The 13,769-nt window shown below is 66.7% G+C and carries 10 protein-coding genes; 6 read left to right on the top strand and 4 right to left on the bottom strand.

Annotated features, from left to right (window positions below; all coding sequences use genetic code 11):
* Window positions 1–158: 158 nt before the first annotated feature.
* Window positions 159–782, bottom strand: a complete 624-nt coding sequence (locus tag AB4Y40_RS29675; RefSeq protein ID WP_368690988.1) for an META domain-containing protein — start codon at window positions 780–782, stop codon at window positions 159–161.
* Window positions 783–813: 31 nt separating this feature from the next.
* A complete protein-coding gene (locus tag AB4Y40_RS29670) occupies window positions 814–969 on the bottom strand; it encodes a hypothetical protein (protein ID WP_368690881.1) in 156 nt (51 codons plus the stop codon).
* Between the two features lie 45 nt (window positions 970–1,014).
* On the opposite strand from AB4Y40_RS29670, the gene purT reads away from it, so the two are divergent.
* The 5 genes from purT (at window position 1,015) to AB4Y40_RS29645 (ending at window position 7,969) form a co-directional block, all read left to right on the top strand.
* Window positions 1,015–2,238: a formate-dependent phosphoribosylglycinamide formyltransferase gene (purT, locus tag AB4Y40_RS29665; protein WP_368690880.1), complete on the top strand. Its 1,224-nt coding sequence runs from the start codon at window positions 1,015–1,017 to the stop codon at window positions 2,236–2,238.
* 50 nt (window positions 2,239–2,288) lie between these two features.
* Window positions 2,289–2,684, top strand: coding sequence for an MliC family protein (locus AB4Y40_RS29660; protein ID WP_368690879.1), 396 nt, complete (start codon window positions 2,289–2,291; stop codon window positions 2,682–2,684).
* A 115-nt stretch (window positions 2,685–2,799) separates the two neighbouring features.
* Window positions 2,800–4,446 carry an acetolactate synthase large subunit gene (locus AB4Y40_RS29655; RefSeq protein ID WP_368690878.1) on the top strand — a complete coding sequence of 549 codons (1,647 nt, stop codon included), beginning with the start codon at window positions 2,800–2,802 and terminating at the stop codon, window positions 4,444–4,446.
* A gap of 24 nt (window positions 4,447–4,470) precedes the next feature.
* Window positions 4,471–5,907 (top strand): aldehyde dehydrogenase family protein, encoded by a 1,437-nt coding sequence (locus tag AB4Y40_RS29650; RefSeq protein WP_368690877.1) that lies wholly within the window; start codon window positions 4,471–4,473, stop codon window positions 5,905–5,907.
* Between the two features lie 574 nt (window positions 5,908–6,481).
* Window positions 6,482–7,969: a DEAD/DEAH box helicase gene (locus AB4Y40_RS29645; protein ID WP_368690876.1), complete on the top strand. Its 1,488-nt coding sequence runs from the start codon at window positions 6,482–6,484 to the stop codon at window positions 7,967–7,969.
* 70 nt (window positions 7,970–8,039) lie between these two features.
* On the opposite strand, the gene gluQRS is transcribed toward AB4Y40_RS29645, so the two are convergent.
* Window positions 8,040–8,993 carry a tRNA glutamyl-Q(34) synthetase GluQRS gene (gluQRS, locus tag AB4Y40_RS29640; RefSeq protein ID WP_368690875.1) on the bottom strand — a complete coding sequence of 318 codons (954 nt, stop codon included), beginning with the start codon at window positions 8,991–8,993 and terminating at the stop codon, window positions 8,040–8,042.
* A 13-nt stretch (window positions 8,994–9,006) separates the two neighbouring features.
* Window positions 9,007–9,888, bottom strand: a complete 882-nt coding sequence (locus AB4Y40_RS29635; RefSeq protein WP_368690874.1) for a sulfurtransferase — start codon at window positions 9,886–9,888, stop codon at window positions 9,007–9,009.
* A 285-nt stretch (window positions 9,889–10,173) separates the two neighbouring features.
* Between AB4Y40_RS29635 and dnaE the strand changes: the two genes are divergently transcribed.
* Entirely contained in the window at window positions 10,174–13,731 is a 3,558-nt protein-coding gene (gene dnaE / locus AB4Y40_RS29630) for a DNA polymerase III subunit alpha (RefSeq protein WP_368690873.1), read from the top strand.
* The last annotated feature ends 38 nt before the right edge of the window (window positions 13,732–13,769 follow it).

Below are 13,769 nucleotides of genomic sequence, written 5' to 3'. Positions count from 1 at the left end.
CTCTGCGCGCCGCCATCCACATGAGGGTCGTGTTGCGCGCGGTACGGCGGGCGTTGCGCGGCCGACACGCCAGAGACCCTGCGCGCGCCGCTTTGGTTCGCGCGCAACAAAAAAAGCGCCGCGCCGGGTAAGGGCGCGGCGGCTCATGCGCGCAGCGTTCACTGCGCCGGTTTGGCGTCGGAGGCGGCGCCGGGCGTCGCGGCCGGGCCCGTGCCTGGCTCGGCGCCCTGCTCGGCGAACGTCAGGCGGTCGCCGTTTTCGAGCACGAGAAAGAGCGATTGCGGATGGCGCATCTGCACGCCCGATCGCGCGATATGCGAGAGCGCTTCGAGATAGGCGCCCTCGATATCGCCGCCTGCGCCGATGCACGCCATGCGCGTGCCGCCGAGCTGGCTGAACGAGAGCAGGCCGTTCTTGAGCCTGTAGGCGCCGAAGTAGCGGTTGCAGCCCGAAAAGCCGCTTGCGCGGCGCTGGCCGTTCTCGGTCGAGAGGTCGAGCGTAATGGGGCGGGCGTCGGGGTTTTCGGCGTTGCCGGCATCGGCGTTGCGCCCCGGCAGGGCGCGCATCGTGCCGTCGGCGCGCTTCCATTCGACGAGCTGCCAGTGGGTGTTGTCGAGCAGCTGCGTCGTGGCGGGGTTGAACGGATCGGGCAGCGGCGCGGAGGCGTCCGTGTGCACAGGCAGCTTGCACGCGCACACCAGCAGGGCCGCAGCGAGCATCGCCGTGCGCGAGGCCAGCTTTCGCGCGAATTTGCCTCGGGCAGGGCGCAGGCGCGGGCGCATATTCATGCGCGGGCTCTCGCTCGGCGTCTGGCTAATAGGCATCGCATCGTTCCTCGTAATCGACGAAGGCGTAAGCGTAACGCACCGCGCTGCAGCATGCGAGCGCAAACGTGCGCGCGCCGTGCTGGAAGCGGGCGGCCGCCGACGCGCCAAAGCGCCGCGCCGCGGCGGGGTCGCGTGTTAACATCGGCGCTCTTACGCATTTGCGCCATACCGCCATTCTGGAGACATCATGCAAACCCGCCCCCGCATCGGCACGCCGCTTTCCGCTTCCGCCACCCGTGTCATGCTGCTCGGCGCGGGCGAGCTTGGCAAGGAAGTGATCATCGCGCTGCAACGTCTCGGCGTCGAGGTGATCGCCGTCGATCGTTACGAAAATGCGCCCGGCCATCAGGTCGCGCATCGCGCGCACGTGATCGACATGGCCGATCCCAAGGCGCTGCGCGCGCTCATCGACGCCGAACGCCCGCATCTCGTCGTGCCCGAAATCGAAGCGATCGCCACCGACGCGCTCGCCGCCGTCGAGGCCGAGGGTGTCGCCGAGGTGATCCCCACCGCGCGCGCCGCGCAGCTCACGATGAACCGCGAGGGCATCCGCCGCCTCGCCGCCGAGGAACTCGGCCTCGCCACCTCGCCTTATGCGTTCGCCGATTCGCTCGACGAGTTGAAGGCGGGCGTCGCCAAGGTCGGCTATCCGTGCGTGGTGAAGCCGGTGATGTCGTCGTCGGGCAAGGGGCAGTCGGTCGTGCGCAGCGACGCCGACGTCGAGCGCGCCTGGGAATATGCGCTGGCGGGCGGCCGCGTGAACCGCGGTCGCGTGATCGTCGAGGGCTTCATCAACTTCGACTATGAAATCACCCAGCTCACCGTGCGCGCCATCGACCCGGCCAGCGGCCAGGTGCAAACGTATTTCTGCGATCCGGTCGGCCACCTCCAGGTGGACGGCGACTACGTCGAATCGTGGCAGCCGCAGCCGATGAGCGCGAAGGCGCTCGAACGCTCGCGCGAAATCTCGCACAAGGTGACCGAGGCGCTGGGCGGGCGCGGTCTCTTCGGCGTCGAGCTGTTCGTGCGCGGCGACGAGGTGTGGTTCTCGGAAGTGAGCCCGCGCCCGCACGACACGGGGCTCGTCACGCTCGCGTCGCAGCGCTTCTCCGAGTTCGAACTGCATGCGCGCGCGATTCTCGGCCTGCCCGTCGATACGACGGCGCGCGGTCCGGGCGCCTCGGCCGTGATCTACGGCGGCATGGACGCGCGCGGCATTGCGTTCGAGGGCGTCGCTCAGGCGCTGGCCGTGCCGGGCGCGGATCTGCGCCTGTTCGGCAAGCCCGAGAGCTTCGTGAAGCGCCGCATGGGCGTCGCGCTCGCCACCGGCGCCGACACCGACGAGGCCCGCTCGCGCGCCCGCGAAGCGGCCGCGGCGGTGCGTCCGGTGCCGGGCGACACTGCGCAGTGAGCGCGCAGTGAGCGTATAGCGCGGCGCCAACGCAACCCACGGAGAACACGATGATCGATGCTCGAAGCGGTGCAATCCGGTTGGCGGCAGCGTGCGGTCTCGCCGCCGCGCTGCACGTGGGCGCGGCGAGCGCGGCAAATGCGGCAGCCCCGCTCGAAGTGCGTGACATCCAGGTCCAGTCGCGCCACACGTTCAGCTACACCTGCGCCAACAGCAAGACATTCAAGGTCACCTATCTGAACGCGGCCAACGGCCAGAGCTTCGCCCTCGTGCCCGTGGCAGGCCGCAAGCTCCTTTTCGTCGGCGTGATCGCGGCCTCGGGCGTGAAGTACGTCGCCGACCGCTACACGTGGTGGACCAAGGGTCCCGGCGCCGATCTCTACGACGTCACGTCCGACGCGAGTCCGAAGCCGGTGCTCTCGGGCTGCGCGACGATCATGCGCTGACGCCGAACGCACGCTTCACGACGCATTCCGCCTCGCGGGAGTAACCTGACGGCCTGTTCGCGAAAGCCGGCTGCCGCCCGCGCCGCCGGCCACGCTCTTGCCAGCGAGGTGGTCGATGAAAGCATCGGATCTGTTCGTGAAGGCGCTCGAAGCAGAAGGCGTCGATTATGTGTTCGGTATTCCAGGGGAAGAGAACCTCGATCTGCTCGAATCGCTGCGGCGCTCGAAGATTCGTCTGATCGTCACGCGCCACGAGCAGGCCGCAGGCTTCATGGCTGCCACTTACGGACGGCTGACGGGCCGCACCGGCGTGTGCCTGGCCACGCTCGGGCCCGGCGCCACCAACTTCGTGACCGCCGCGGCCTACGCGCAGCTGGGCGGCATGCCCATGCTGATGGTCACGGGCCAGAAGCCCATCAAGTCGAGCAAGCAGGGCCACTTCCAGATCGTCGACGTGGTGCGCATGATGGAGCCGCTCACCAAGTACGCGCGGCAGATCGTTTCCATCGGCAACATTCCGGCGCTCGTGCGCGAGGCGTTTCGCCAGGCCGAGCAGGAGCGGCCCGGTGCCGTGCATCTCGAGCTGCCCGAAGACGTGGCCGACGAAGAGGGCGACGGCAAGCCCATTCCCAAGAGCTTCAGCCGCCGGCCCGTGGCCGAGGAAAAGGCCGTCGCGCACGCGGTCGGGGCGATCTGCAAGGCACGCCATCCGCTTCTCATGATCGGCGCGGGCGGCAACCGCAAGACCACGCGCAACGTGCTGCGCGAATTCGTCGACGAGACCGGCATACCGTTCTTCACCACGCAGATGGGCAAGGGCGTGATCGACGAGTCGCATCCGCTCTGGCTCGGCAATGCCACGTTGTCGGACGGCGACTTCGTGCATCGCGCGATCGAGCACGCCGATTGCATCATCAACGTCGGCCACGACGTGATCGAAAAGCCGCCGTTCTTCATGCGCAGCGCGGAAGAGAAAACCGTCATCCACGTGAATTTTCTCGGCGCGGAAGTCGACCCCGTGTATTTCCCGCAGATCGAGGTGGTGGGCGACATCGCCAACGCCGTGTGGCAGCTCAAGGAAAGCCTGAAACCGCGCGAGCACGCGTGGGACTTCGCGCGCTTCGAGGAGATCAAGCGCCATTTCGAGGCGCATCTCGCCAAAGGCCAGCACGACGAGCGCTTTCCCCTGTACCCGGTGCGGCTCGTGCACGACGTGTACGGCGCGATGCCCGAGGACGGCATCCTGTGCCTCGACAACGGCATGTACAAGATCTGGTTCGCGCGCTACTACCGCGCGCGTGAACCCAATTCGATCCTGCTCGACAACGCGCTCGCCTCGATGGGCGCGGGGCTGCCTTCGGCCATCGCCACGAAGATCGTGCATCCGCAGCGCAAGGTCGTGGCGGTGTGCGGCGACGGCGGTTTCATGATGAATTCGCAGGAACTGGAGACGGCGGTGCGCCTGAAGCTCGATCTCGTCGTGCTGCTGTTGCGCGACGACGCGTTCGGCATGATCCGCTGGAAGCAGGAGAACATGAATTTCCCCGATTACGGGATGACGCTGCAGAACCCCGATTTCGTCGACTATGCGCAGAGCTACGGCGCGCATGGCCATCGCGTGGGCTCGGCGGACGAACTCAAGCCGCTCGTCGAGCAGTGCCTGGCGCAACCTGGCGTGCATGTGGTCGACGTGCCCATCGATTACTCGGACAACGAGCGCGTGCTCAATCGCGACATCAAGCGCCTGAGCGCGCAGCTTTGACGCCGCACTTACGGAGAACCCGTCATGCTCAAACCGACTTATCCGTACTATCTGGCCAACGAGGCCGTCGCCGCCAACACCGACCTCGAAGTCACCGATAAATACAGCGGCGAAGTCGCCACGCGCGTCGCGCTCGCCGACGCGAAGGCGATCGACCAGGCCATCGCGGCGGCCGAGGCCGCCATGCCCGCCATGCGCGCGTTCCCGCCGTACAAGCGCCAGGCCGTGATCGATCATTGCGTGGCGCGCTTTCGCGAGCGCTTCGACGAGCTGGCGATGGCGCTGTGCATCGAGGCGGGCAAGCCGATCAACGATTCGCGCGGCGAGGCCACCCGCCTGATCGACACGTTCCGCGTGGCCGCCGAAGAGAGCGTGCGCATCGACGGCGAGATCGTGAATCTCGAGATTTCGGCGCGTGCGAAGGGCTATCACGGCTACGTGAAGCGGGTGCCGATCGGGCCGTGCTCGTTCATCTCGCCGTTCAACTTCCCGCTCAATCTGGCGGCCCACAAGGTCGCGCCGGCGCTCGCTGCGGGCGTGCCGTTCGTGCTCAAACCCGCGAGCCGCACGCCGGTGGGGGCGCTCATCATCGGCGAGGTGCTGGCGGAAACCGACCTGCCCAAGGGTGCGTTCTCGATCCTGCCGGCGCACCGCGACGGCGCCGACCTCTTCACCACCGACGAGCGCTTCAAGCTGCTCTCGTTCACGGGCTCGCCCGCGGTGGGCTGGGACCTCAAGAAGAAGGCCGGCAAGAAGAAGGTGGTGCTGGAACTGGGCGGCAATGCGGCGGCCATCGTCGACGGCGATCAGGGCGGCAAGCTCGACTACGTCGTGGACCGGCTGGCGTTCGGGGCGTACTACCAGTCGGGGCAGAGCTGCATCGGGGTGCAGCGCATTCTCGTGCACGCGTCGATTTACGACACGCTGCGCGAGAAGCTCATCGCCAAGGTCAAGACGCTCAAGATGGGCGACCCGAAGGACGAGAAAACCTTCGTCGGGCCGATGATCTCCGAGTCCGAGTCGAAGCGCCTCGCGGGCTGGATGGAGAGCGCGGTGCTCGCGGGTGCGAAGATCGTCGCGGGCGGCAAGGTGGACGGCGCGATGTTCGAGGCCACGCTGCTCGAAGACGTGCGACGCGACACCGACCTCTACCGCAAGGAGGCGTTCGGGCCGGTCGCGATCCTCGAGCGCTTCGACGACTTCGGCAAAGCGCTCGACATCGTCAACGACAGCGATTTCGGCCTGCAGGCCGGCGTGTTCACCGATTCGCTCGCCAACGCGCACCGCGCGTGGGACGGCCTCGACGTGGGCGGTGTGGTGATCAACGACATTCCGTCATTTCGCGTCGATAACATGCCGTACGGCGGCGTGAAGGACTCGGGCCTCGGGCGCGAGGGCGTGCGCTACGCGATCGAGGATATGACCGAACTGCGGTTGATGGTGATGCGCGAGACGTGGTGAGCAGGGAGCAGCGGGTTGGCGGAAAAAGGGAGCGATGCTTCGCCGCATGGCGTGTGAGGATTTCCCATGCGCCGCTTTGCAGAACGCGTGGCCCGCTGCCATAGGGATTTATGCCAAGGTGCTACAATACCGGCCTTTCGGCCCTTTGCGCCTGCCACAAAGGGCGGGCAGAACGCCGGCAGAAAGCAAGCAGCAAGCAGGCAGCAAGCCGCCCCGAGGCTTGCTGGATCGGCCTGAATTGCCGGTCGAGCCATTTTGACATTTCCGGTGCGCAGCCAGTCAATAGACGAGGACGGCGCCGGAACCATCTGGAATCGAGCGAGTCTGGCTGGGTTGAACCCGAGCGAGCGCGGCGATGGAGCCAGCGCCCCGTCCCCGGCAGATTGTCTCGTCGTCCACGGGCCGTCCCGGGCCATCCGTTTGCCGGGAGGCCCTCGCGGGCGTGTGTTCCGCCCGTCGCCGCAGGGCGCCTGACGTGTTGTCCGGCGCCTTTGATCGACCTGCAATGCCCAGCAGTGACCTTTTGAGGCGCTCCCGCGCCTTGCGCGAATAGCGCCTTTATAGCGAAGCCACCATGTCCGACACAGCCGTCACGCCCAGCACTGCGAACTTTGACCAGTTTGGTCTGGCCCCCGAAATTCTCCGGGCCATCAAGGAGCAGGGCTACACGACGCCCACGCCGATCCAGGCAGAGGCGATTCCCGTGGTGCTCACGGGCCGCGACGTGCTGGCTGCAGCGCAGACTGGCACGGGCAAGACGGCGGGTTTCTCGCTGCCGATCCTGCAACGCCTCTTGCCGATGGCGAGCACGAGCGCCTCGCCCGCCCGCCATCCCGTGCGCGCGCTGATTCTCACGCCCACGCGCGAGCTGGCCGACCAGGTCGCCAACAACGTGCGCACCTATGCCCAGCACACGCCGCTGCGCAGCGCGGTGGTGTTCGGCGGCGTGGACATGAATCCGCAGTCCGACGAGCTGCGCCGCGGCGTGGAAATCCTGATTGCGACGCCTGGCCGCCTGCTCGACCACGTGCAGCAAAAGACCACGAACCTGGGTCAGGTGCAGATGCTCGTGCTCGACGAAGCCGACCGCATGCTCGACATGGGCTTCCTGCCCGACCTGCAGCGCATCCTGAACCTGCTGCCGAAGGAGCGCCAGACGCTGCTGTTCTCGGCCACGTTCTCGGGCGAGATCAAGAAGCTTGCCGCGACCTATCTGCGCACGCCGCAGACCATCGAGGTGGCGCGCAGCAACTCCACCGCGACCAATGTCACGCAGGTGGTGTACGAAGTCGCCGAGGGCGACAAGACCGGCGCGGTCGTTCAGTTGATCCGCGACCGGGGCCTGAAGCAGGTGATCGTGTTCTGTAACAGCAAGATCGGCGCGAGCCGTTTGGCGCGCCAGATCGAAAAGCAGGGCATCGTCGCGGCCGCGATCCACGGCGACCGCACGCAGAACGAGCGCATGCAGGCGCTCGACGCCTTCAAGCGCGGCGAAATCGAAGCGCTCGTGGCAACCGACGTGGCCGCGCGCGGCCTCGACATTGCCGAACTGCCCGCCGTCATCAACTTCGACCTGCCGTTCAACGCCGAAGACTACGTGCACCGCATCGGCCGCACCGGCCGCGCGGGCGCCTCGGGTGACGCGCTGTCGCTGTGCAGCCCGAACGAGAAGAAGCAGCTCGCCGATATCGAGAAGCTCATCAAGCGTCCGCTGACCGTGGAGCGCCTCGTGGTCGACGTGCCGGTGCCGCATCACGAGGGTGGCGGCCGCCGCCGCGAGCGCGACGGCTATGAAAGCCGCGAAGGCCGCGGCGAGCGTGGCGAGCGCGGTACGCACCGCCGCGCGGCGTCGTTCGAGCGCCCGCATCATCATCGTTCGCAGCCGATCGACGACTTTTTCCTGAAGCCCTACGAGCCCTCGGCGGCTGCGCGCAGCAAGGCCGAAGACAAGCCCGCGAACGCCGCGCCGCAAAAGCAGCAATCGAAGCAGCCGCTCGCGGCGCTGCTGGGCGGCCTCGGGTCGTCGTGGCGCAACAAGCCGACGTCGTCTTCGTCGAGCTGAGTTCGCGCGCGAAAGATTCGCGCGGCGCAGAAAAAACGGCATGTCGCTCCAGGCGGCATGCCGTTTTTGTTTATGCGGCCGGCAATTGCGCGAGCCGCCGCTTCCATGCTTCGATCGCGTCGAGCTGGAACGCTGCGAGCGTCGCGGGCGCGGGATCGCGCAATGCGAGGCCCAGGTGCCGCGCCGCGGCCATCAGCGCTTCCAGAGGGCGTGATGCATCGAGCGCCTGCGCCCCGGTCTGCTTCGAGAGCTTTTCGCCATCCGCGTTCGTCACGACCGGCACATGCAGATACGCGGGCGTCGGCACGCCGAGACACTGCTGGAGCCAGATCTGCCGCGCCGTCGAGTCGAGCAGGTCCGCGCCGCGCACCACGTGTGTGATGCGCTGGTCGGCGTCGTCCACGACGACGGCGAGCTGGTAGGCCCACTGGCCGTCCGCTCGGAGCAGCACGAAATCGCCAACCTCGGTAGCGAGGTCCTGCTCCTGTGGGCCTTGCCAGCGGTCGTCAAAGCAGATTAGTGCGGGATTGGCGCGCGGGCCGGCAGGTTCGCGGTCAGTTTCGTCCGCGGTTTCATCGTCGGGCACGCGCAGCCGCCACGCGCGGGCGCGCTTGCCGTGCAGGCCGTCGCGGCAGGTGCCCGGATAGATCAGCGTGGTGTTGCGCTGATGCGCGCACAGTTGCGAATCGGCGATTTCCTTGCGCGTGCAGCCGCACGGGTAGACGTGGCCCGAGGCAATCAGCCGGTCGAGTGCCGCGCGGTAAAGACCGGTGCGGCGGCTTTGCCATTCGGGTGGTTCGTCGGCGTGAAAGCCGAAGGCCGCAAGCGTCGCGAGAATGTCTTCGGCTGCGCCCGGCACCGTGCGCGGGCCGTCGATGTCCTCCACGCGCACGAGCCAGGCGCCGCCGTGCGCCCGCGCGTCGAGCCAGCTCGCGAGCGCCGAAACGAGCGAGCCGAAATGCAGCGGGCCAGTGGGCGAGGGCGCGAAGCGCCCGCGATACCCTTCTTGGGGTGTTGCGCTCACGCGCGCGGCTTGCTTAAGCGGCAGCCTGAGCCGCCGCATCCGTCGCGCCCGCGCGCTCCGGATGGCACGCCGGACAGCTCTTGCCCACCACGTAGAGCGGCGAAGCCTGCTCCTGCGGCGTCACGACGGCGCGGCACGCGAAGCACTGCACGGTGTCCGTCGGTTCGAGCTGCGGATTGAGCGCGGTGCGCTGGTCGAACACGAAGCAGTCGCCGTTGTAATGTGCGCCGCCCACTTCCTCGAAGTAGTTGAGAATGCCGCCTTCGAGCTGGTACACGTGCTCGATGCCCACTTCCTTCATGTGGATGGCCGCCTTTTCGCAGCGGATGCCGCCCGTGCAGAACGACACGACCGTCTTGCCTTCGAGGTCGGCGCGGTTCGCCTCGATCACGCCGGGGAATTCGCTGAACTTGTCGATGCGGTAGTCGAGCGCCTTGTCGAACGTGCCGAGGTCGATTTCGAACGCGTTGCGCGTGTCGAGCATGACGACGGGGCGGCCTGCGTCGTCGAAGCCGCGGTCGAGCCATTCCTTGAGCACGACGGGCGCCACGGAAGGCGCGCGGCCTTCCTCGGGGCGGATCGCGGGCTTCTTCATCGTGATGATCTCGCGCTTCAGGCGCACGAGCATGCGGTTGAAGGGCCGCGTTTCGGAGAGGCTTTCCTTGAACCGCAGCGTCGCGAACTTGCCCTCGAAGAGCGGATCGTGGTTGATGTAGTCCATGAAGGCGCGCACGTTGCCTTCATCGCCGGCGACGAACAGGTTGATGCCTTCCGGCGCGAGCAGGATCGTGCCCCGCAAATCGAGCGATTGGCAGCGCTCGAGCACGAGCGGACGCCACTCGGCGGTCTTCTCGAGCGTGGCGAACTGGTAAGCGGAGAGATTGAGGATACGCATGGTGCAACTGGAAAAGCGCCATAAAAGCGCGCGTGAAACCGGAGCCGGGCGCGCGTGCTTGCCTGTCAATGTCGGGGCCAAACTGCGGTCCCCCGAAAACGGGAATTGGGGCAGGGCGCGCGGCGGGCGCAATCCGCTATTATCCCTCAATCGCGCCTCGCGCCGCCTGCGGCGTAGTCGACATGCGGTGCGGCGGCCCCGCGCCCGCGCAAGGTCCTGGCCAGACGGCCAGCATCACCTGCTCATGCGAGCGTGTGCCGAAAATCGCGTGCCCCTGAAGGTACAATGACGGCCATGTCAGATCCCCGCTTCGTCCATCTCCGCGTCCACTCCGAATTCTCGATTGCCGACGGCATCGTGCGCCTCGACGACCTCGTTAAGGCGGCGGCCAAAGACGGCCAGGGCGCGCTCGCGCTCACCGACCTCGGCAACGCATTCGGCCTCGTCCGTTTCTACACCGAAGCCCGCGGCAAAGGGGTCAAACCCATCGCCGGCTGCGACGTCTGGATCACCAATCCCGACGACCGCGACAAGCCGTCGCGCCTCCTGCTGCTGGTGAAGAACAAGCGCGGCTACCTGAATCTGTGCGAGCTGCTTTCCAAGGCGTGGCTCACGAACCAGTATCGCGGCCGCGCGGAAGTCGACGTTGCCTGGCTCGAAGAAGGACTCGGCGAGGGCCTGCTTGCGATCTCGGGTGCGCAACAGGGCGACGTGGGGCTCGCGCTCGCGGCGGGCAATGCGGAAAGTGCGAAGCGCCATGCGCAGCGCTGGGCGAAGCTGTTCCCGAACGCGTATTACATCGAGCTGCAGCGCTGCGGCCAGCCCGGCGGCGAGCAGTATGTCGAGCAGGCGGTGGCGCTCGCGTCGCAACTGAAGCTGCCGGTGGTCGCCACGCACCCCATGCAGTTCATGACCGACGAGGAATACACCGCGCACGAAGCGCGCGTGTGCATCTCGGAAGGCGACATCCTCGCGAATCCGCGCCGCCAGAAGCGCTTCACGACCGATCAGCGTTTTCGCACGCAGGAAGAAATGGCCGCGCTGTTCGCGGACATTCCGTCGGCAATCGCGAACACCATCGAAATCGCGCGGCGCTGCAATCTCACGCTCGAACTCGGCAAGCCGAAGCTGCCGCTGTTCCCGACGCCCGACGGCCTCTCGCTCGACGACTATCTCGTGCAGCTGTCGAGAGAAGGTCTCGAAAAGCGCCTCGTGCAGCTGTATCCGAACGAAGCCGAACGCGAACAGGAGCGCGCGCGTTACAACGAGCGGCTCGAATTCGAGTGCGGGACCATCATCAAGATGGGCTTCCCGGGCTACTTCCTGATCGTTGCGGACTTCATCAACTGGGCGAAGAACAACGGCGTGCCGGTGGGACCGGGCCGGGGTTCGGGCGCGGGCTCGCTGGTCGCGTACGCGCTCGGCATTACCGACCTCGATCCGCTGCGCTACAACCTGCTGTTCGAGCGCTTCCTGAATCCGGAACGCGTATCGATGCCCGACTTCGATATCGACTTCTGCCAGCACGGGCGCGACCGCGTCATTCAGTACGTGAAGGAAAAGTACGGCGCGGATGCCGTCTCGCAGATCGCCACCTTCGGCACCATGGCCGCAAAGGCCGCGGTGCGCGACATCGGCCGCGTGCTCGATCTCGGCTATAACTTCACCGACGGCGTCGCCAAGCTGATTCCGTTCAAGCCGGGCAAGCACGTCACCATTGCCGACGCGATGAAGGAAGAGCCGCTTCTGCAGGAGCGCTACGACAACGAAGACGAAGTGCACCAGCTGCTCGACCTCGCGCAGCTCGTAGAAGGTCTCACGCGTAACGTGGGCATGCACGCTGGCGGCGTGCTGATCGCGCCGGGCAAGCTCACCGACTTCTGCCCGCTCTACACGCAGGGTGACGAAAGCGGCGTCGTGAGCCAGTACGACAAGGACGACGTGGAAGCCGTCGGCCTCGTGAAGTTCGACTTTCTGGGCCTGACCACGCTCACGATTCTCGACTGGGCCGAGCGCTATATCCGCATGCTCGATCCGTCGAAGCAGGACTGGTCGCTCGCCCAGGTGCCGCTCGACGACGCGCCGTCGTTCCAGATCCTCAAGAAAGCGAATACGGTCGCCGTGTTCCAGCTGGAAAGCCGCGGCATGCAGGGCATGCTGAAAGACGCGCAGCCCGACCGCTTCGAGGACATCATCGCGCTCGTGGCCTTGTACCGTCCGGGCCCGATGGACCTGATCCCGAGCTTCTGCGCGCGTAAGCACGGCCGCGAAGTGGTGGAGTATCCCGATCCGCGCGTCGAACCTGTTCTGAAAGAGACCTACGGCATCATGGTCTACCAGGAGCAGGTGATGCAGATGGCGCAGATCATCGGCGGCTACTCGCTCGGCGGCGCGGACTTGCTGCGTCGCGCGATGGGCAAGAAAAAGCCCGAGGAAATGGCCAAGCACCGCGAGATCTTCGCGGAAGGCGCGGCGAAGAACGGCCTCACGCGCGAGAAGGCCGACGAGACCTTCGACTTGATGGAGAAGTTCGCGGGCTACGGCTTCAACAAGTCGCACGCGGCCGCTTACGCGCTGCTCGCCTATCACACGGCATGGCTCAAGGCGCACCATCCGGCCGAATTCATGGCGGCGAATATGTCGCTCGCCATGGACGACACCGACAAGGTGAAGATCCTCTTCGAGGACTGCCTGACCAACAAGATGGTCGTGCTGCCGCCGGACGTGAACGCCTCGGCGTATCGCTTCGAGCCGGTGGCCGATGCCAGCGTGGCCGAAGGCAAGCGCTCGCGCACGATCCGCTACGGTCTCGGCGCGATCAAGGGCAGCGGCCAGAACGCCATCGAAGAAATCTTGCGCGCGCGTGAAGAGGGCGGCCCGTTCAAGGACCTGTTCGACTTCTGCGAGCGCATCGACCGTCGTCTCGTGAACCGCCGCACCATCGAAGCGATGATCCGCGCCGGCGCGTTCGACACGATTCACGCGAACCGCGCGCAGTTGCTCGCGTCCGTGCCGATGGCGATGGAAGCCGCCGACCAGGCGAGCGCCAACGCCATGCAGGCCGGCCTCTTCGACATGGGCGACGCGCCGCTCGCCGCGCACGAACTGGTGGACGAGCCGGCGTGGGGCGAGAAGCGCAAGCTCCAGGAAGAAAAGGCGGCGCTGGGCTTCTACCTCTCCGGCCACCTGTTCGACGCCTACAAGGACGAAGTGCGCCGCTTCGTGCGCCAGAAGATCGGCGAGCTGAAAGAAGGGCGCGACAAGCTGATCGCTGGCGTGATCGCCTCGTTGCGCACGCAAATGACCCAGCGCGGCAAGATGCTGATCGCGCTGCTCGACGACGGCACCGGCCAGTGCGAAGTGACGGTGTTCAACGAGCAGTTCGAGGCGCACAAGGCGCTCTTCAAGGAAGACGAGTTGCTCGTCGTGCAGGGCGGGGCGCGCAACGACGCGTTCACGGGCGGCATCCGCTTCACGGTGGATACCGTGATGGACCTGGAGCGCGCGCGCAGCCGCTACGCGCAAGCCGTGAAGCTGCAGATGAACGGCAACGCCAATGCCGGTGCGCTGCGCACGGTGCTCGAAGCGTATCGCGCGAAGCCCGACGACTCGCTGCCGGCGCCTGCCACGGAAACGCGCGGCCGCGGCGGCTTCGGGCGCGATCGCGGCGAGCGCGCGCAGGCGGTCATTCCGAACGGGCTCGCGGTGCAGATCGCCTATCGCAACGATCGGGCGGAAGGCGAAGTGCGTCTGGGCGACGCCTGGCGCGTCAAGCCCACCGACGACCTGCTCGCCGCGCTGCGCGGCGAGTTCGCGGGCAGCGAAATCGAGATCGTTTATTGACGGGATGGGGCGGCGTGGCAGTTTTCACTGCTGCCATG

It is taken from the genome of Paraburkholderia sp. EG287B (assembly GCF_040965595.1).
GTDB lineage: Bacteria > Pseudomonadota > Gammaproteobacteria > Burkholderiales > Burkholderiaceae > Paraburkholderia.
Note: the sequence above shows the minus strand (reverse complement) of the source record. Positions and strands in the feature narration are given on the sequence as shown.

What these genes read in the sequence shown, in the direction of transcription:
- purT (WP_368690880.1), top strand. Translation starts at nt 1,015, where the DNA reads ATGCAAACCCGCCCCCGCATCGGCACGCCGCTTTCCGCTTCCGCCACC.
- AB4Y40_RS29675 (WP_368690988.1), bottom strand. Translation starts at nt 782, where the DNA reads ATGCGCCCGCGCCTGCGCCCTGCCCGAGGCAAATTCGCGCGAAAGCTG.
- AB4Y40_RS29645 (WP_368690876.1), top strand. Translation starts at nt 6,482, where the DNA reads ATGTCCGACACAGCCGTCACGCCCAGCACTGCGAACTTTGACCAGTTT.
- AB4Y40_RS29670 (WP_368690881.1), bottom strand. Translation starts at nt 969, where the DNA reads ATGTTAACACGCGACCCCGCCGCGGCGCGGCGCTTTGGCGCGTCGGCG.
- AB4Y40_RS29655 (WP_368690878.1), top strand. Translation starts at nt 2,800, where the DNA reads ATGAAAGCATCGGATCTGTTCGTGAAGGCGCTCGAAGCAGAAGGCGTC.
- dnaE (WP_368690873.1), top strand. Translation starts at nt 10,174, where the DNA reads ATGACGGCCATGTCAGATCCCCGCTTCGTCCATCTCCGCGTCCACTCC.
- AB4Y40_RS29660 (WP_368690879.1), top strand. Translation starts at nt 2,289, where the DNA reads ATGATCGATGCTCGAAGCGGTGCAATCCGGTTGGCGGCAGCGTGCGGT.
- AB4Y40_RS29650 (WP_368690877.1), top strand. Translation starts at nt 4,471, where the DNA reads ATGCTCAAACCGACTTATCCGTACTATCTGGCCAACGAGGCCGTCGCC.
- AB4Y40_RS29635 (WP_368690874.1), bottom strand. Translation starts at nt 9,888, where the DNA reads ATGCGTATCCTCAATCTCTCCGCTTACCAGTTCGCCACGCTCGAGAAG.